Genomic DNA, 18,817 nt, shown 5'->3' on the forward strand with positions numbered 1-18,817 from the left:
TAATATTTACTCAAGAGTTCTTTGCTCAGGTACTTTTAGGTTGATGCTTTCGTTTTAGTTTCATAAATTAACTTGCAGCTTTTGGCATTTGAAATTTTAAGCAATACATTTACACTTACCAAAATTTTTATATCAACACTATGTCTGAAACGGTTTTAGAACTAAAAGATGCTACCATTTACCAAGGCGAAAGCATGGTACTTTCTAAGGTTAACTTTGAAATGCAAAAAGGCGACTTTGTTTACCTCATAGGAAAAACAGGAAGTGGAAAAAGTAGCTTCATGCAAACCCTTTATGGCGATTTGCAATTAACAGAAGGCGAAGGTTCTGTAGTAGATTTTAACTTAAAAACTATGAAGGAAAAGGATATCCCTTTTCTAAGACGAAAATTAGGTATCGTATTTCAGGATTTTAAATTATTACCAGACAGAACAATAATGGGTAATTTAGAATTTGTTTTAAAAGCCACAGGTTGGAAAGATAAGGAACGTATTAAAGACAGAATTGATACAGTTTTAGATAAAGTTGCTATGAAAACAAAAGGGTTTAAATATCCTCATGAACTTTCTGGTGGCGAACAACAGCGTATTGCCATTGCACGTGCGTTACTGAATGATCCAGAACTTATTTTGGCAGATGAACCAACAGGAAACTTAGATCCTCAAACTAGTATTGAGGTTATGGAAGTTCTGCAAGACATTAATAAAAATGGGAACACTATTTTAATGGCTACTCATGATTATGCTTTACTATTAAAATACCCAAGTAAAACCTTAAAATGCGACGAAAACAAAGTTTTTGAGGTAGTACAACGTAAGAGTTAAAATATGAGTTTTTTATTAAAACGATTAACTCAAAAACGCATCTGGACAAGGATCTACAAAGAACGATTATCAGAACCTTTACATTTAAACATCATAAGCTTTTTTGTATTTCTATTTGGTTCTTTTAGAAGTAAAGTATTGTATGATTTGGTTTTAAGACCTCATCATGCTTATAGTATTTTAAAAGCTGCAGATCAAGCCAAAGCGCGCGGTTTTACAGAGATTAGTATTTTAGAGTTTGGAGTTGCTCATGGTAGTGGATTAATGAACATGATTAAAGTTGCTGAAAAAGTAACTAATACTACCGGAATTAAAATAAATATTTATGGTTTTGATACTGGTAAAGGTATGCCAGAACCTATAGATTACAGAGATCATCCTGAGTATTATAATACAGGAGATTTCCCTATGAATAGAGATCTACTTGAAGAAAGAATAAAAGGGAAAGCGCAATTATTCTTAGGACCAATAAAGGAAACTTTAAAAGAATTTTTAACGTCTACATCTTCAAAAACACCGATAGGATTTGTGTCTATTGATGTCGATTATTATAGTTCTACCATGGAAGTTCTAGAATTATTCAAGGAAGACCCTAATCTGTTTTTACCTCTAACTTATATATATTTTGATGATATCTTTATGGAAAACCATAATGACAAATCTGGAGAGTTATTGGCTATAAAAGAGTTTAATGAAACGCAAAAACTAAGAAACATCTCTTACCATAAATTTTTAGTAAACAAACGTTTATTCAAGAATTCTAATTGGACTAAGCAGATCTACTATTTTCATGTGTTAGACCATCCATATAGATTTGAAACGAAAAGAAACGATGCTAAACGCGTATTAGATAATCCTTATCTTAATATCTAAGAATCAGAATCCTTTTTATAAATGTGAGGATTTTTTCGGACGCCTTTTTTAAACACTTTTCGTACTAAAGTTCTTAATTTGGCATCCGTATCAAGAATAATGTTTTTGATAGTCTCGTCTGGTCTTCCTTTATATTTAGTAACATGAAATTTATCGGATTCCTTTAAGGCATTTGGACTAAAATAATAATTAGAAATACAACATCTCGCCACATCTAAAGAGTTAACCTTATTTACAGAATGCCAAGATGCATCATGCGTAGCCATTACTACTAACCGATTGAATTTACTTTCTACGACAACAGGCTTATTCTTTGGTCCATTTGGCCAAAGCTCTAAATGTCCTCCATTTTTTAACTCCCAATTTGGCGTAACATAATATAGCAGATTTAAAACGCGCCAACGTTCGCGTTCAGCATCATGAGAATTATCTAAATGTGGATTTAAAAAATTCTGATCTGCCATAAGTGACAATCCTCCTGCATATAGTGAGTTATCTGCATATAAGGTTTTAATTTCACAAATACCACCAATTAATTTAACCACACGCTCATCTTGAAAAGCATAAATCACTTTTTCTAACAAAGGGTTGTGATTGTTCATTTGGGCAGATACATATTTATATTCCCTTATGGTATTTAAACAGCGCATGTCGCTTTTATTAGGAAACACTTTATAACATGCTTTTGCAATATCTTCTTGCAATAAATCATCGATATAAAAATAACCAATGCTAGATTTTGACCCATTGTAAGTGGCTAAAACCTCTGCTTTTTGAGCTACGATTTTATCACAAATATGATTAATTATTTCTTCGGAAGTGTAATTCAATGGTCACTAATTTAAAGCTATTGCAAGATAAATTAAATTCGTTTAATGCTAAAGTCTTTGACCTTCATTTATAATTTAATTACATTGTACTCCAATTACAAAACTAGAGGTCTTAGCCATACATGAAAGTCATTTGCCTTAGTACATTAGATAAATTTTCTAGATTTTATCTTGATATTGAGCGTCAACTAAAAGCTAAAAACAATTCAAAAATTAGTTTAAAAGTTTACAGCCTCTATGTTAGTGGTTTTCTTTATACATTTTTGCGGCTAAAACCGAGTACTTGGATTACTGCAAAAGCTTGGATATTGGCAAAGCGCAAACGAAAACATTACTTTAAAATTATTTCTTCCCAAGACCATTATAAGTCTATTCAGTTTCATAAATATTATAAATTCCACACAGCTTTAAGTAACAAGATATCAACCACATCATTACAGCTACAGACCTTAGCGTATATTGACATATTTGATGCTCAATTCACAACAGAACAACCTGACTATTTAATTACCATTGGCGACTCAAGACTTTGTATAGAAATTGCAATTGCTGTAGCAAAAAGTAAAAACATAAAAGTCTTTTACATTGAACAAGGTCCTTTTAACACCACCTTTTTTGATGACAAAGGTGTAAATGCAAATATCAGTATACGCAAGAAAACGATTACTATAAATACCGACTACACAGATTATTCAGATAGTTACAGAACTAACACCAAAAAATATAAGAGATCACCAATATATCGTGGTTTAGATATCGTTCTAATGACTTTGTTTGAAAACACGTCATTGTATCCGCCAGATTTAAAATACAGTGATTTAAACAGTTACAAACCTAAGGCTTCTAACATAAATGATAAACACACTCAACATCAAAATTTTGTATTACTGATTTTGCAAGTACCCTTAGATGTTAATATGATTAATCACAGTCCTAATTATAAATCTCATACAGAAATACTAAAAGACGTCTATACTAACTTGCCAAATAAGGTAAAATTAATAGTGAGAGAGCATCCTCTTTATAAAAACAAATACGACTCCAGTTTATATCAATTTATCAATAGCAATAACATTCAAATTGATAACGAAATGAGTTTGAATACTGCCTTAGATACTGCAAAAATTGTTTTAGTTAATAATTCTACAGTTGGTATTGAAGCCATATTTAAATATAAACCTGTTGTTGTTTTAGGCAATGCCTTTTATGATCACAAAGACCTTTGCTTTAAGGTTGAAGATAAAAAGGAGCTATCAAAACTTTTAGAAAAGGCTTTAAACCATGAACCTAACAAATTAAAAATTGATACTTTTAAAAACGAACTATTCAATACTGTTTTACTGCAAGGTGCTATAACGGACAAAAATTTAAAGTCCTCCAAAACGATTGCTAATCAATTACTAGCAAATGAATAATATGCCATTTTTTTCGATTGTAATTCCTTTGTATAATAAGGAAGATTATATATCTGACTGCCTTAAAAGCGCCTTAAATCAAGATTTTGATGATTATGAAATTATCATTATAGATGATGGTTCAACGGATAATAGCGTCCGTATAATAAAGACATTTTTATCATCTAAAATTAAGATTTTTCATCAGAAAAATTCAGGAGCTAGTGCAGCGAGAAATAATGGTGTAAATTTTGCGACGGCTAAATACGTAGCGTTTTTAGACGCAGATGACATATGGAAAAACAACCATCTAAATTGCTTAAAAGCAAGTATATCACTACATCCAAAAGCCGGTCTTTACGCTAATAACTACTGTATAAAGCATAATAAGGATCATATTGTTCCCGCAAAAATAAATATTGTAAATAATACAAAGCAGCCAATTATTATAGAAGATTTTTTCAAGGCAAGCCTTTGTGACACAATTGTTTGGACATCTGCTGCAGCAATGGAAAAATCTAAATTTATAGATTACGGCATGTTCAATCCTATTTACTTAAGTAGTCAAGATCTCGATTTATGGATTAGAATCGCGTTAAACGAACCAATAGTTTTTAATCCGGAAATTACAATGATTTACGATAAATCTATTGATGGGAGTTTAGGAAAGTTTGAGGACAATGCAGCTCGATTTATATTATTTAATTCCTTTACAGCATATGAAAAAGACAATTTATATTTAAAAAAATATTTGGATATAAAGCGCTATGGATTAGCTCTGAGAACAAAAATCAATGGAGAAACTAATATTTACAAAGACACTTTAACAACTATAAATTATAATAATTTAAATTTCAAACAAAAAACCTTATTAAAGACACCGACGTTCTTATTACAATCGCTAAATAAAATTAGACCCTATATCATTAGGAGTAAAATCTATCTATACCTTTTTAAAAGCTAAAAACTCATTGAAATCTCTAATATAATCATCCTCATTATACACTGAAGATGCTAATACCAAACACACACAACCTGAAGAGAAATTATCAATTTCTCGCCAAATACCAGGCACAATTAATAAGCCTTTGTGTGGCTTATTGAGATAAACCGTTTTACTTTCTTTTCCATCCTTTAATAGCACATTGAAACTACCAGATAAGGGAATAATAAGCTGATAGAGTTTCTTATGAGCATGTCCTCCTCTAAAAGCATCAGAAGGCACATCATATAAATAGTATACGCGCTCAATTTTAAATGGAATAGTTTCTTTTTCTATAACAGCCAATAAGCCACGCTCATCATGTACTCTTGGAATTTCTATAATCGTAACATCGGTTATTTTAGTATTCATTAATTATCAATTAAGATTTGCCACTCTTTAGATATCTTTTCAACAGAAAAAGATGCTAAACTCTTTTTAGCATTGGCTTTACAACGAAGATATAATTTTTCGTCATTAATAAAACGATTAAATGCATTAGCCAACACTTCAGGATTATGATTTTCTACCAATAAACCGTTGTATTCATTATCCACAACACCATCTTCAAAGTTTTTGTATTCTACACTAATTACAGGAATTCCGCATGCTAATGATTCTAAAACGGTCATTGGAAAACCTTCAAATTCACTTGTTAAAACTGTAAATTTTGAAGCATTTATATATTTGAATGGATTTTCTGAAAACGGTTTAATTTCAACAAAATCACTAAGCTCTAAATTTACAATCTTATCATGTATCAACGTTTTGTCTTTACCGTCTCCCATTAGAATCAACTTTATATTTTTACTAGGAAGTTGAGATTTTGAATATGCATCTATTAAAAGTGACAGATTTTTTTGTTTTTCTTCAAAACGTCCATACCAAAAAATATAATGGCTTAATGGTTCTGTACTTTTAACTTTTAAACGATCTATGTATTCAAAATCAATAGGATTATATATGGTTTTTAAATTTTTAAACTTATATAATTCGCCAACTTTTTTCTCAATACCATTTGATACTGAAACAATTGATTTCACTTTTTTATAAAAGTACTTTGTTAAAAATTGATTTGGAGGAAAATAAAGTTCTATTGTAAAATTATGAACCACATATATAGTAGATTTCGGATAAATTAAACCTGAAATCATATATTCAGAAAAACGTTTACTGCGTACACGATGATCTATAACAACATCGATATTATTTGATGATAAAAAGTTTTTGAATAAAAGAAAACGATTAAACCTTCCATAAACAGTATCATTTTGCTCTTTAATAGCTCCAAGGTTAAATAACTTTCCTTTAAATGGATATCCAATACTATTTAATATAGTAATTATGTAAACATCATAACCTAAGTCTGAAAGAAAAATAGACTGCATTGCTGCAACTCTGTCCGCACCACCTTCACTTAGTGAACGCGCTACAATACAAATTCTTTTTTTATGTTTACTTTGCATAACCTTTAAATAAAGGATAAAGATATTAAATGAAACCTCAATAAATGAAAGTTTTACTCTTTGGTGAATATAATAGAGCGCAATGGAATATAAAACAAGGATTAAAAAGCTTTGGACATGATGCTATTCTAGTTAGTACAAGAGATGGTTTTAAAAAAGTAGATGTAGACATTGAAATAAGAGATCCTTACAATTCTTATTTTCTAAAAAAATTGAGAATAATTATTAAAAAGTTTTCAGGAATTGATATAACTGCAGTCTCCATTAAGCGCCAAATAAAGTCTAAAAAACATTTATTGTCAAATCATGACGTTGTTCAATTTATTAACGAAGCAATATTTGATTTCGAAAGAAAAGACCAACGTATCATATTCAATTGGCTATCTGATTGGAATAAGAATGTTTTTTTATTATCAGCTGGTCTAGATTATCCAAGTGTTAATTATGCTTTCGATAAGAAATTTAGATATTCTATTTTAACACCCTATTTTGAAAACAAAGGCACTAAGAAAGACTTTTCGCCTGCACTAAGTTATTTAACGGAATCTCATATAGATTTACATAAACATATTTTTAATACCATTAAAGGCGTTGTTTCTAACGATTTAGACTATCACATTCCTTTAATTGGATATAAAAAATATTTAGGCATGATTCCGCATGCTATTGATTTAAGTCAACTTGAATATAGTTTACCCATCATAGAAAATAAGATAGTAATTTTTCATGGCATCAACACACTTAATTACATAAAAAAAGGTAACGATATTTTTGATGACGCATTAAAACTTCTTGCAAAAAAACTACCCAATAAAGTAGAAATCCTAATTACACGAGATCTACCCTACAAAGACTACATTAAAAGTTTTGATAAAGCACATATACTATTAGACCAAGTTTATGCATACGACCAAGGATACAATGCTTTAGAAGCTATGGCTAAAGGCAAAGTCGTTTTTACTGGTGCAGAAAAGGAATGGCTAGACTACTATAATATTGAAGAAGATACCATTGCTATTAATGCTTTACCAGATGCAGAAGCCATTGCAAAAAAATTAGAATGGTTAATCTTAAATCCTGAAAAAATCATTGAAATTTCAGTAAATGCTAGGCAATTTGTAGAGACTCATCACGATCATATAAAATGTGCTCAGCAATATTTAGACAAATGGCAAGTACAACACTAGTGTTTATTATTCCTTTTGTAAAGTCGAATTATTGTAGTAGTGTTTTATAACAAAAATTACAACCACAAAATAGATAACGTATCTCACAAAATGTGCTAATACAACGCCTTCTGTTCCGTAATATGAAATAAATATTTTACTTAAAACGAAAAACAATATCAGAGATATTAATTCTGTTATCACAAAACTTTTTACCAAACGCTTTGCTAAAAATTGATGTGCCAAAACCACAGAACTCAAACGCACAAAATCTCCTAATAGTTGCCATTTAAAAAGTGGCTCCATTCCTGTAAATTCAGGATAAATTATTTGAATTATTAGATTTCTAAGCAGGTATACTAATAACATGCCCAATGCAAAGATTGGTAAAATGGTTTTATAGATATTGATAACTTCCTTTACAAATTCTTGTTTGCCTGTAATGTTTGCAAATTTTGGCAATACATATAATGTAAATAAACCAGTTGCAAACACCATGTAATTTTTAGAAATAAAGGTCATTGCTGTCCAATAACCAGCTTCATTAATATTAATCTCTTTTGTGACTAAGAATCTAATATCTAATTCAATATAATTAATTAAAAACGAGGAAATAAAAGACATTAGCGTAAAAGCTAATAGCTTGTTTTTATATACAATACTAAAGTTTAACGTTCTAAAGTTGACATATTGTTTCAAGGTTTTACCGAAGACAAAAACTAATACTATCAACTGAATTATTGGTGTTAACGCAATGGCTATTATTACACCTTTTAAATCTGAATTATACAATCCGTAAACTAAAGCTACTGCACCTAATAAATAACTAATTAATTCAATTTTTGCATAACGCTTGTAATCTGAAAGTCCACTTATGACACCATTTACAATTCTATTAACTGCAATGAAAGGAATAATTACAGCTAAGAGATGAAATACATAGATATACTCTTGATTATAAAACAGATAATCTGAAAAGAATGAAGCACCAAAAAACAATATAGCCGAAGACAGAACACTGCCTACTAATGTAAAAAGTGTAACTGTAGAAAACAGTTTAGATAATTCTGGTTGATCTGCTTTAAACTGAGACACATATTTTACAACGCCTGAAAAAACACCAAGTGTAGAAGTGGTGGTTAACATTGCCAATACATTTCTAACTTGCCCAATGCTTGCAATACCAGATTCTCCAACTGCTATGGCTAACATTCTTTGAATAAAAACAGAAACAACTAATCTAATAGATATAACAATTGCGTTAAGAGATGTAATCTTAAGCACAGTATTGTTACTAATAAACTTAGGTAATTTCACGTTTTAGTTTTCTTCTAAATTATCACTTGGCAAGATGCCAAACAAAGAACTATTAAAAATTAATAAGATTAATGCGAAATACATTGAATAACTAAAAAAGTGTCCCATTACTGCGCCTTTTAATCCGAATTCATCTATTAGAAAAACACTAGAAGCATACATAATTAAAAATAGAAAAATTTCTAAAATAATATAATGACCAAACATTTTCTTTGCCAAAAACTTATAGACAATTACCATTGCTAAAACACGCATTATATCGCCTAATATTTGAAATCCAAACAAATCTACTACTGGTTCAAACTCTTCAGAAAAAAATAAAGGTACTAATATCGATCTACCTAAATAAATAACAAATAGTAGAATTAAAAACACTGGCATTACAATTTTATAAAAACTGAATACTTCTTTTTTAAATTTACTTTTAGAATTGATTGCCGAAAATCGAGGTAAAATATAAAGAACCATCAACGAATTTATAAACATAAGATAATAGTCCGAAACTCGTGTCATGGCTGTCCAATATCCTGCAGATTCTATGCCAAGCGCTGTAATAATGTAGTTTCTAATAATGACCATTACAATTGGTATGGCTATAGCACTTACCAATGCCATAATCATATAAGGACTAAGCCTGTTAATTACCGAGAGACTGATATGCTTTATCTTTATAGTAGTAATTAAACTCTTTCTAAAAGCAATACCAACGATAGTAATAAGTAGGTTTAATGCTGGTGTTATCACAATAGCTAACAATGCACCATTTATATTTTCTCTAAATATTAATAACAAAGTAACAGCAAGTCCTAAAACTTGACATAGCATATTAATGACTAATAAGTATTTCTGCTTAGAAAACCCATTCATAATTGAAAAGGCAAACATATTCAACGCATAAAATGGTAGAACAATAGCCATGGTTTCAATAATATTAGTGTATTTATAATCTTCAGAAAACAATACATCACTAATAAATTCTGCATTATAATAACATAATAATGCTAGGAAAAAGGAAGAAAAGAAGCCAAAATAGAATACAGTAGACAATGTTTTAGAAAGTTCTAAAGCATCCGATTTCACTTGACTTATAAATTTTACTACACCTTTATAAAGACCGGAAATAGCAATAGATTGAATAGCACTTAAAAAGTTTTTCAAATTCCCTATCAATGCCATGCCATAAGGACCAATATAAATGGCTATAAATTTTGAAATAATAATACCTGATAAGATTTTAAGTCCAACATTTGCACTATTTAATCCAAAAGTTTTTACTGAATTTTCGCCATTTATGTAATTAAAAAACTTCTTCAATTAATAAGAATTTAATATTTCAACAACCTTCTGAACTTCATTATTTTCTAGTACAGGACTAATAGGAAGACTTATTATCTTTTTATGAATATTTTCAGTTACAGGAAATTCTAAATTAGAAAACGCACTTAACGCTTCTTGCTTGTGAGGCGGAATCGGATAATGAATTAACCACTCTATATTATGATTATTTAGATATTCTGTAAAATCATTTCTGTCGTCCACTTCTACTACAAATGCATAAAACACATGATTCTTAGTACCATTATAAAATGGCAGTTTAATTTTAGGATTGTTAATTTCGCTTAGATATACTTTAGCTATTTCTCGTCGTCTTTTATTATCTGCATTCAATTCTCCTAGTTTAATACTTAAAAACGCAGCTTGCATATCATCTAATCTGCTATTATAACCAAGTATTTTATTTGTATATTTTTTTGTACTGCCATAATTACGCAGCTGTCGTATAACTCTAGCTAAATCCTCATTATTTGTAGTAATTGCACCTCCATCTCCTAAAGCACCCAAATTTTTACTAGGATAAAAACTAAAGGCTGCTGCATTAGAAACATTACCAGCCATACCCAATTTGCATTCTGCTCCATGTGCTTGCGCTGCATCTTCTATTAGAAGTAAGTCATTGGTTTCTGCAAATTCTAAGATGTCTTCAACATCACATAACTGTCCATAAAGATGAACCATTATTATAGCTTTAGCATCAGCTTTACTTTCTTTTATTGAATCTATAGTAATATTATAACTGTCTGGATTAGGTTCTACTAAAACCGGCACTAAATCTGCATGTAGAACTGATAAAATTGTAGCTATAAATGTATTTGCAGGCACTATTACTTTATCTCCTTTTTGCAGTTTACCTAATTGAATGTAGCCCTTTAAAATTAAAGTCAACGCATCTAATCCATTTGCAGTACCGACACAAAACTGTGCTCCGCAATAAGAAGCAAATTCGTTTTCAAAATTTATTACGTTTTTACCTAAAATAAAATGCGCATCATCTAAAGATTTACTAAAGGATACTTCAAACTCACTTCTGAATCGGTTATTAATTTTATTTAGGTCTAGAAATTTAATCATGTTTCAAATTAATCAATTATTAGAATTTATAATAAAATCATTAATATAATTACTAAGCTTCTTTGCGCCTGTTGCTTTTAAATGGTCAGGATCATAAAAATCATCTTCATTAAAATTTTTAGCCGACATTAAATTTAAATAGCTACAATTTTGAAATTGCTTTTCTAATTTTTTACCAGCTGAACTCACAATTTCATATTGTGATTTATCTAAATGCGTCCTATAACTTTTATATGCTGGTAAGGTAACAAATATCACCTTTAGGTTGTTTTCTTTACCAAGATTGGCTATTTTCTTTATATACTCAATATTTTCTTTTACAAAATCATCATTTTTAGCGGTATGCTTTTTTGCCACAATGAATCCAAGTTCCTCTAAAGATTTATCAGCGTGAGACGTCTTAAAATTTGCCCAACCTGAGTTAGTTACCGAAATAGGATCTTCGTTATCTATATAATAATTCTTTAATCGTTTAAGGTTGTTTTTTAGCTTTAGGCTTAGTACTTCACTATTAAATTTCAGCTTATTTGATACGTCCAAATTGTAATACAAATTGTAATCTTTTTGCCTCCAGGCTTCTGCGCTCTCATCTAATTGCTCATGCAATGTGGTATATGACAAACGTATTACAACCGTTTTTAGTTTAGGCAATTCGTTTATATATTTATTCAGTAATAAATAATCTAAATCTATTGTTTGTGAAACATGTGCTAAATTGTAGGCTTCGTTTGTAAAATATTTTGGATTAATGCCATACAGACTATGAGAACTTCCAAGAATTAGTAGCTCAACAGCTTCTTTTTTTAATTCTATTTGTTCGTTCTTAAATTTATAATCATTAGGTATTTGTCGTAATGCAAACTCCATAACAATCATTAGAATTATCACAGGACAGATAAAATAAACCGTATATGTTATGAATTTTTTCATGTCTAAAACTGAAAATAGATAAATTGTTGTTCTTCACCATTGAAATAGAAAATAAGAAACACCAAAACATAATAAAACGCAATACGATAGTGAATTTTATAGTTTGAAAAAACAGTTTCCAAAGCATGTTCTTTAGCTCTACCAATCCATTCAATAATGAAAAAGAAAGCTATTAAGATTAATAAAACAAAAGCCTCACTAGTATTAGACAAATCTGGAAGACTAAACACTGAAAACGAGAATATCCCAGACAAAAACTCTACTGCACTAGTCAAAGAATCTGCTCTAAAAAATATCCTGGCAAAAACTAAAAATAGAAACGTATGAAACACTCCGAACAGCTCTTTTATATTTGGCAACCATCGATTATTTGCTATTATAGATGTGTACTTAGTGTTTTTACCTCTAATAATATAAGGTACAAAATGTAAGGCATTTATAAATCCGTAAACAACAAATTTCCAGTGTGCGCCATGCCAAAGACCAATGACTAAAAATATAGCAAAGGTATTGCGTAATTGCATCCATTTACTACCTCTACTTCCACCAATAGGAATATAAAAATAATCCTTAAACCATGTGGTTAATGAGATGTGCCAACGTCTCCAAAATTCTGCTATGTTTCTAGAGAAATATGGAAATGCGAAATTCTTCTTTAAATTAAAACCAAATAATCTCGACACACCAATGGCAATATCTGAATATCCTGAAAAATCACAATAAATCTGAATGGTAAACAAAAAAGCACCAAACAATAATGTGCTGCCTGAATAGTTGGCATAATTTTCAAAAATATCATTTACAAAAACCGCACAATTATCTGCTATGACCATCTTTTTGAAAAGTCCCCAAAGTATTTGTTTTAATCCATCTGAAGCTTTTGCATAATCAAAAACACGTCGCTTTTGCACTTGTGGTAAAAAACTTGAAGCACGTTCTATAGGACCAGCAACCAATTGAGGAAAGAAACATATAAATGACGCAAAAGCCACAAGATTAGTCGTTGGTTTTATCTTATTTCTATAGATATCTATAGAATAACTCATCGTTTGAAACGTGTAAAAACTAATACCAACTGGTAAAAGAATATTGAGATAATTAAGGTCTAAATCTCTTCCAAGGAGCTGAAAAGCAGCATTGAAGTTTTCTATAAAGAAGTTAAAATATTTAAAGAAACCGAGAATACTTAAGTTAAGTAAAATACTTAAAGTTAAAAATGCCTTTTTAGATTTTAAGCTGGTCTGTTTATCAATAGCTAAACCAATACTATAATCTATAAGTGTACTTACTATTATTAATCCTAAAAAACGCCAATCCCACCAGGCATAAAATACATAACTGGCAATTATTAATAAGACATTTTGAGATTTTAAAGACTTAAAAACAAACCAATAAAGTATAAATACAATAGGTACAAAAATTGCAAAATCTATAGAATTAAATAGCATTATTAATTGGTCAGTGTAGTGAAAGTTAAAATCATACTTTTATAATTTGAAGCGACTTGTGAGCTGCAGTTTCAATACGATAAGTGTTTGCAGTATGACTGCGAGCACCACAGCTTTCTTTCCAGAAAATAAGACCCTCGTTTATTTTATTGCCATTATCCTCACTAGATATATTAAAATCGAAATAGCGTTTATCCTCACACATTTTATTAATAATATAATCGTATGCCAAATCTAAACTTCCAAAAGAATTTTTATCTACATTACCAGAGACATATTGTGGATGCACTGTGGTTTCGGTTAAGAAAACGGTTGTACCCGCAACCACTTTATTATCCTTATAAATATTGATTTGTTTAATATTATTAGGGAAACGAGATGCTAACAATTCTATCTCCTCTAGAGAATGAACAGGAGAAACATTATGTTTATTCTTAAGGTTAGGAATAAGAACATCATTCCAAAAACCAGCAAAATTTGAATCTACTTTTAGTTCTAATCCTGCTCTTGTAGCTTTATTGAAGCCTTCTCTTCTATTTTTTTGAAAACGCAATTTATGAGCGTAATCAATAATCATTAACACATCTTTCTTTAATAACTGCGCATTGGCTTTGTACAAAAAGTAATCGAGTTCATCAGATGGCATTTTATTATAAAACGTTGGTATTACTCGTATTTCTAATTCTTGTACGCCTTCAGCTTCATAAAAGGCTAGCATTGCACTAAATGCTTCAAAAGCATAAAAAAACTTAGCACTTCCCTTTAACACAAAGCTTCCATAAGTTAAACCTTGATGAGAAATCACTTTTGTACCAATTTTATTTGCAGGTAGTAAGGCATATAATTCTTCATCCTTAAAGATTAAAACTGAAAAATCTACAAACCTATCACTGTGATAATCCATAAAATCTCTTTGAAACAAGAAGGTGCTATTCTTAGCCTCAGTAATAAATGAATTCCAACGGTCTTTATAAGACGCATCGTACTTTACAACCTTAAACTTACTTTTGATTTTAGAATCTGACATCAATCAAAAATAATCCTAATTTTCTATTAAGTCCAAATGAATTCAAATTGATTGAAAAATAAGTTGAATTATCCTTCTATTTACTGCAAAAAAAAAGAGAAACACTTTTCAGTATTTCTCTTTTCCTCAATTTATAATCAAATATGTTCTACATATTTTTATTACGCTTACGATCTACTTCTTTTAAATAGATTTTACGTAATCTTAAGTGATTTGGCGTTACTTCAACATACTCATCTTTCTGAATATATTCTAAAGCTTCCTCTAAAGAAAATTTAATAGCTGGTACAATCTTCGCTTTATCATCTGCACCAGAAGAACGTACGTTACTTAACTTTTTAGTTTTAGTTACGTTAACCGTCATATCATCACCACGAGAATTTTCTCCAATAACCTGACCTTCGTAAATATCTTCACCTGGATCAACGAAAAACTTACCTCTATCTTGTAATTTATCAATAGAGTAAGGAATTGCTTGTCCGTTTTCCATAGATACTAAAGATCCATTTTGACGTTCTGGAATTCCACCTTTAAGTGGCTTATAATCTACAAAACGGTGTGCCATAATTGCTTCACCAGCTGTAGCTGTTAATAACTGATTACGCAAACCAATAATACCACGAGATGGTACTAAGAATTCACAAACCATACGGTCGCCTTTAGCTTCCATACTTGTCATTTCTCCTTTACGCATTGTTACCATTTCAATAGCTTTACCAGATACATTTTCTGGTAAATCAATTGTCATTTCTTCAAACGGCTCACATTTAACACCATCAATTTCTTTAATGATTACTTGTGGTTGACCAATTTGAAGTTCGTAACCTTCACGACGCATCGTTTCAATTAATACAGATAAGTGTAGTACACCACGACCAAAAACCATGAATTTATCTGCACTATCTGTTTCTTCAACACGTAAAGCTAAGTTCTTTTCTAGCTCTTTAGTTAATCTATCTTTTATATGACGAGATGTTACAAACTTTCCGTCTTTACCAAAGAAAGGCGAATCGTTAATTGTAAACAACATACTCATTGTAGGCTCATCGATAGCAATCGTCTTTAAACCTTCTGGGTTTTCAATATCAGCAACTGTATCACCAATTTCAAATCCTTCTAATCCAACGATAGCACAAATATCTCCTGTTTGTACTTCTTCAACTTTTTTACGACCTACGCCTTCAAAAGTGTGAAGTTCTTTAATCTTACTTTTTACTATAGAACCATCTCTTTTTACTAATGAGATTTGTTGGTTCACTTTTAAGCTTCCTCTTGTTAAACGACCAATAGCAATTCGTCCTGTAAACGAAGAGAAGTCTAATGATGTAATTAACATTTGAGTTGTTCCTTCTTCAATTTTTGGCTCAGGAATATGCTCAATAACCATATCTAATAATGGCTCAACATTTTCAGTTTCTACTTGCCAATCTTCACTCATCCAGTTGTTCTTTGCAGAACCATATACGGTAGGAAAATCTAATTGCCACTCTTCTGCACCAAGCTCAAACATTAAGTCAAACACTTTTTCGTGTACTTCGTCTGGCGTACAGTTTTCTTTATCTACTTTGTTTACAACAACACAGGGTTTTAAACCTAAATCAATGGCTTTTTGTAATACAAAACGGGTTTGTGGCATTGGTCCTTCAAAAGCATCTACCAATAACAAAACACCATCAGCCATATTTAATACACGCTCTACCTCACCTCCAAAATCGGCGTGACCTGGTGTATCAATTACATTGATTTTAGTATCTTTATAAATAACAGAAACGTTTTTAGAAGTAATTGTAATTCCTCTTTCACGTTCTAGATCATTATTATCTAGAATTAAGTCTCCTGTGTTTTCGTTTTCACGAAATAATTGACAGTGATACATAATCTTATCTACCAATGTTGTCTTTCCGTGATCGACGTGTGCAATAATTGCAATATTTTTAATCTTAGCCATAACTTATGCTGATTTTAAGCGTGCAAAGGTACATCTTATTCTAGTCATTACGTTAATAAATTGTTATAATTTCATTTTCTAATAATCCGATGTCGTATCTTACGTTAAATAATTGATTAACAGCAAATAGCCTATCGCTTAGTTTATAATCCTCATTCTAACAACATGAAGGCTTAAATGTTGAATAATTATAACCCTTAATAATTAACGCATGCAAAGCATTAACAAATTCACCAAATTTGTCCCATACCTCTATTTCATTGCCATAATCATATATTGGTTTACAACAATAAATAAACTAGAAGGTATTTCTGCCTATCCTATTTTACTCTTTGGTATTCCTTTTGTTTGGCAACTTATAAAACCAAGTAGACAACTGAATTTCTCTTTAGGAATTGTATTTGTTTGTTTATCATCTTACTTATTCTTTGCCTATGTTTTTAATCTATTGCACATATTAAATTGGACAGAAACCATTGAAAAATTACTGTTTCTTGGTGGTATTCTTGTAATTGGAAATTTTGTGATGTCACTTTGGATGATTAGAAATAGTATGAATAAGGTTTTTTGAGAATTGGTTATTCACTTATGGAAAAAATAAATTCAACTTTGAAACTTTGAAACTTTGAAACTTTGAAACTTTGAAACTTTGTAACTTTGTAACTTTGAAACTAAATTTCATAAAAAGGATAACATCACAGCCGTCAAAATTGTATATTTCTAGGCTAACACAATTAATCCTAAAACTGTGACGATAATTCTGAATTTAAATTTAACAAAACTAAAATCTATTATTTGCTTACCACTTTTTATAATTTTGATGGGTTGCCCATCTGAAGAAGAATGTACCCAAATAATCGAAATTCCTCAAATATATTTTGTGGGTAGTCAGAGCTATACTCATATAATAACGCAAGAAGTGTCCTGTGATTTTGAAGTACCAGAAGTGCCTGAAATTATCGAAGCGCCAGTTTTAGAGAATTTTTCTTATCAAATATTAAGTTTTAATTATGTACCAGATACAGGTAATAACACCACATTAGTTCAATATGAGATTCAGCTTAATAATCATAATAATTTTGATGTTTCTGGCTTTCCTATATTAACTATATACAATGGAGATTTTAAATACTCCGGAAACCTCTCTGCAGATGCTGATGAACCTTGTAATGAGATTTCAGCGAATTCTAGTTGCATTCTTTCAATGAATAGAGAATACGAAATAGAACTTGGGATTCTTCCACCAGATACATACCAAATCGTTAATGTAGAATACCTTGCAATTAGCGAATAGTCTTTAACGAAAATGTTGTATCCTTTTAAGGTTTAAAAGTTATAGTTAAATAGTATATTTGCATTCTAATTATTGCCTTTAAATTGATATGGATTTAAAACTTATACCTAAATTAAAACATACAGATTCTAACAATTTCTTTTTACTATGTGGACCATGCGCTATAGAAGGCGAAGACATGGCTTTACGCATCGCAGAAAAGGTAATTAACATTACTAATAAACTTGAAATTCCTTATATTTTCAAAGGCAGTTTTAAAAAAGCCAATAGAAGTAGAATTGATAGTTTTACGGGAATTGGAAACGAAAAAGCTTTAAAAATACTTAGAAAGGTTTCTGAAACTTTTGATGTTCCGACGGTTACAGATATACACGAAGCTTCTGATGCTGCAATGGCTGCAGAATATGTAGATGTATTGCAAATTCCTGCATTTTTGGTTAGGCAAACAGATTTAGTAGTTGCTGCAGCAAATACAGGAAAAGTGGTCAATTTGAAAAAAGGACAATTTATGAGTCCGGAAGCCATGAAGCATGCTGTACAAAAAGTAAAAGACGCTGGTAATGAAAAAGCTTGGATTACAGATAGAGGTACCATGTTTGGTTACCAAGACATGATCGTAGATTTTAGAGGTATACCTACTATGCGTGAATTTGCTCCTACTGTTTTAGATGTTACACATTCGCTACAACAACCTAATCAAAGTATTGGCGTGACTGGTGGACGACCAGATATGATTGAAACCATTGCTAGAGCAGGCATTGTAAATAATGTAGATGGTCTATTTATTGAAACCCACTTTGATCCTGCAAATGCAAAAAGTGATGGAGCTAACATGCTACACTTAGATAATTTAGAAGGACTTCTTTCTAACTTAGTGGCTATTAGAAAAACAATAAACAGACTATAATT

General features: G+C 30.5%; 18 protein-coding genes. 8 read left to right on the plus strand and 10 right to left on the minus strand.

The window, feature by feature from the left end:
• Positions 1-140: 140 nt before the first annotated feature.
• Positions 141-824 carry a cell division ATP-binding protein FtsE gene (locus ACJBCC_RS14970; protein WP_407557628.1) on the plus strand — a complete coding sequence of 228 codons (684 nt, stop codon included), beginning with the start codon at positions 141-143 and terminating at the stop codon, positions 822-824.
• Positions 825-827: 3 nt separating this feature from the next.
• The gene (locus ACJBCC_RS14975; protein ID WP_407557629.1) at positions 828-1,697 is read left to right on the plus strand and encodes a hypothetical protein; all 870 of its coding nucleotides are present in this window, start codon (positions 828-830) and stop codon (positions 1,695-1,697) included.
• Here ACJBCC_RS14975 and ACJBCC_RS14980 read toward each other — a convergent pair.
• Positions 1,694-2,527 carry a 2OG-Fe(II) oxygenase gene (locus ACJBCC_RS14980; protein ID WP_407557630.1) on the minus strand — a complete coding sequence of 278 codons (834 nt, stop codon included), beginning with the start codon at positions 2,525-2,527 and terminating at the stop codon, positions 1,694-1,696. The two genes, ACJBCC_RS14975 and ACJBCC_RS14980, sit on opposite strands and share 4 nt — an antisense overlap.
• Before the next feature lie 122 nt (positions 2,528-2,649).
• Between ACJBCC_RS14980 and ACJBCC_RS14985 the strand changes: the two genes are divergently transcribed.
• Positions 2,650-3,942: a hypothetical protein gene (locus tag ACJBCC_RS14985; protein ID WP_407557631.1), complete on the plus strand. Its 1,293-nt coding sequence runs from the start codon at positions 2,650-2,652 to the stop codon at positions 3,940-3,942.
• Position 3,943: 1 nt separating this feature from the next.
• Positions 3,944-4,885, plus strand: a complete 942-nt coding sequence (locus ACJBCC_RS14990; RefSeq protein ID WP_299103020.1) for a glycosyltransferase family 2 protein — start codon at positions 3,944-3,946, stop codon at positions 4,883-4,885.
• Here ACJBCC_RS14990 and ACJBCC_RS14995 read toward each other — a convergent pair.
• Both ACJBCC_RS14995 and ACJBCC_RS15000 read right to left on the minus strand, forming a co-directional pair.
• Positions 4,865-5,275 carry an FdtA/QdtA family cupin domain-containing protein gene (locus tag ACJBCC_RS14995; protein WP_299103018.1) on the minus strand — a complete coding sequence of 137 codons (411 nt, stop codon included), beginning with the start codon at positions 5,273-5,275 and terminating at the stop codon, positions 4,865-4,867. The two genes, ACJBCC_RS14990 and ACJBCC_RS14995, sit on opposite strands and share 21 nt — an antisense overlap.
• Positions 5,275-6,369: a glycosyltransferase gene (locus ACJBCC_RS15000; RefSeq protein WP_407557632.1), complete on the minus strand. Its 1,095-nt coding sequence runs from the start codon at positions 6,367-6,369 to the stop codon at positions 5,275-5,277. The genes ACJBCC_RS14995 and ACJBCC_RS15000 overlap by 1 nt, the downstream gene beginning before the upstream one ends.
• A gap of 44 nt (positions 6,370-6,413) precedes the next feature.
• Between ACJBCC_RS15000 and ACJBCC_RS15005 the strand changes: the two genes are divergently transcribed.
• A complete protein-coding gene (locus tag ACJBCC_RS15005; RefSeq protein ID WP_407557633.1) occupies positions 6,414-7,556 on the plus strand; it encodes a glycosyltransferase in 1,143 nt (380 codons plus the stop codon).
• A 6-nt stretch (positions 7,557-7,562) separates the two neighbouring features.
• Here the strand turns inward: ACJBCC_RS15005 and ACJBCC_RS15010 are convergent, their stop codons facing one another.
• From ACJBCC_RS15010 to typA, 7 genes are all read right to left on the minus strand, one after another.
• On the minus strand, positions 7,563-8,852 hold the full coding sequence (locus ACJBCC_RS15010; protein WP_407557634.1) for an O-antigen translocase: 1,290 nt from the start codon (positions 8,850-8,852) through the stop codon (positions 7,563-7,565).
• A 3-nt stretch (positions 8,853-8,855) separates the two neighbouring features.
• Positions 8,856-10,166, minus strand: a complete 1,311-nt coding sequence (locus tag ACJBCC_RS15015; protein WP_407557635.1) for an O-antigen translocase — start codon at positions 10,164-10,166, stop codon at positions 8,856-8,858.
• A complete protein-coding gene (locus ACJBCC_RS15020; protein WP_407557636.1) occupies positions 10,167-11,261 on the minus strand; it encodes a DegT/DnrJ/EryC1/StrS family aminotransferase in 1,095 nt (364 codons plus the stop codon).
• 12 nt (positions 11,262-11,273) lie between these two features.
• A complete protein-coding gene (locus ACJBCC_RS15025) occupies positions 11,274-12,191 on the minus strand; it encodes a hypothetical protein (protein ID WP_407557637.1) in 918 nt (305 codons plus the stop codon).
• A 2-nt stretch (positions 12,192-12,193) separates the two neighbouring features.
• Positions 12,194-13,639: an MBOAT family O-acyltransferase gene (locus tag ACJBCC_RS15030; RefSeq protein WP_407557638.1), complete on the minus strand. Its 1,446-nt coding sequence runs from the start codon at positions 13,637-13,639 to the stop codon at positions 12,194-12,196.
• 31 nt (positions 13,640-13,670) lie between these two features.
• Complete coding sequence (locus tag ACJBCC_RS15035; RefSeq protein WP_407557639.1) at positions 13,671-14,666, minus strand: GNAT family N-acetyltransferase; 996 nt, start codon at positions 14,664-14,666, stop codon at positions 13,671-13,673.
• A gap of 148 nt (positions 14,667-14,814) precedes the next feature.
• The gene (typA, locus tag ACJBCC_RS15040) at positions 14,815-16,614 is read right to left on the minus strand and encodes a translational GTPase TypA (protein ID WP_299103001.1); all 1,800 of its coding nucleotides are present in this window, start codon (positions 16,612-16,614) and stop codon (positions 14,815-14,817) included.
• Positions 16,615-16,825: 211 nt separating this feature from the next.
• Between typA and ACJBCC_RS15045 the strand changes: the two genes are divergently transcribed.
• The 3 genes from ACJBCC_RS15045 (at position 16,826) to kdsA (ending at position 18,815) form a co-directional block, all read left to right on the plus strand.
• On the plus strand, positions 16,826-17,185 hold the full coding sequence (locus ACJBCC_RS15045) for a hypothetical protein (RefSeq protein WP_299102999.1): 360 nt from the start codon (positions 16,826-16,828) through the stop codon (positions 17,183-17,185).
• 249 nt (positions 17,186-17,434) lie between these two features.
• Complete coding sequence (locus tag ACJBCC_RS15050; protein WP_407557640.1) at positions 17,435-17,908, plus strand: hypothetical protein; 474 nt, start codon at positions 17,435-17,437, stop codon at positions 17,906-17,908.
• A gap of 88 nt (positions 17,909-17,996) precedes the next feature.
• On the plus strand, positions 17,997-18,815 hold the full coding sequence (gene kdsA / locus ACJBCC_RS15055; protein WP_407557641.1) for a 3-deoxy-8-phosphooctulonate synthase: 819 nt from the start codon (positions 17,997-17,999) through the stop codon (positions 18,813-18,815).
• The last annotated feature ends 2 nt before the right edge of the window (positions 18,816-18,817 follow it).

It is taken from the genome of Winogradskyella sp. 4-2091, assembly GCF_045765065.1.
Classification (GTDB): Bacteria; Bacteroidota; Bacteroidia; order Flavobacteriales; family Flavobacteriaceae; genus Winogradskyella.

Excerpts from the sequence above, each read along its gene's own strand:
- ACJBCC_RS14970 (WP_407557628.1), top strand. The coding sequence starts at position 141 with ATGTCTGAAACGGTTTTAGAACTAAAAGATGCTACCATTTACCAAGGC.
- ACJBCC_RS14975 (WP_407557629.1), top strand. The coding sequence starts at position 828 with ATGAGTTTTTTATTAAAACGATTAACTCAAAAACGCATCTGGACAAGG.
- ACJBCC_RS14985 (WP_407557631.1), top strand. The coding sequence starts at position 2,650 with ATGAAAGTCATTTGCCTTAGTACATTAGATAAATTTTCTAGATTTTAT.
- ACJBCC_RS14990 (WP_299103020.1), top strand. The coding sequence starts at position 3,944 with ATGCCATTTTTTTCGATTGTAATTCCTTTGTATAATAAGGAAGATTAT.
- ACJBCC_RS14995 (WP_299103018.1), bottom strand. The coding sequence starts at position 5,275 with ATGAATACTAAAATAACCGATGTTACGATTATAGAAATTCCAAGAGTA.
- ACJBCC_RS15000 (WP_407557632.1), bottom strand. The coding sequence starts at position 6,369 with ATGCAAAGTAAACATAAAAAAAGAATTTGTATTGTAGCGCGTTCACTA.
- ACJBCC_RS15005 (WP_407557633.1), top strand. The coding sequence starts at position 6,414 with ATGAAAGTTTTACTCTTTGGTGAATATAATAGAGCGCAATGGAATATA.
- ACJBCC_RS15020 (WP_407557636.1), bottom strand. The coding sequence starts at position 11,261 with ATGATTAAATTTCTAGACCTAAATAAAATTAATAACCGATTCAGAAGT.
- ACJBCC_RS15025 (WP_407557637.1), bottom strand. The coding sequence starts at position 12,191 with ATGAAAAAATTCATAACATATACGGTTTATTTTATCTGTCCTGTGATA.
- ACJBCC_RS15030 (WP_407557638.1), bottom strand. The coding sequence starts at position 13,639 with ATGCTATTTAATTCTATAGATTTTGCAATTTTTGTACCTATTGTATTT.
- ACJBCC_RS15035 (WP_407557639.1), bottom strand. The coding sequence starts at position 14,666 with ATGTCAGATTCTAAAATCAAAAGTAAGTTTAAGGTTGTAAAGTACGAT.
- typA (WP_299103001.1), bottom strand. The coding sequence starts at position 16,614 with ATGGCTAAGATTAAAAATATTGCAATTATTGCACACGTCGATCACGGA.
- ACJBCC_RS15045 (WP_299102999.1), top strand. The coding sequence starts at position 16,826 with ATGCAAAGCATTAACAAATTCACCAAATTTGTCCCATACCTCTATTTC.
- ACJBCC_RS15050 (WP_407557640.1), top strand. The coding sequence starts at position 17,435 with ATGGGTTGCCCATCTGAAGAAGAATGTACCCAAATAATCGAAATTCCT.
- kdsA (WP_407557641.1), top strand. The coding sequence starts at position 17,997 with ATGGATTTAAAACTTATACCTAAATTAAAACATACAGATTCTAACAAT.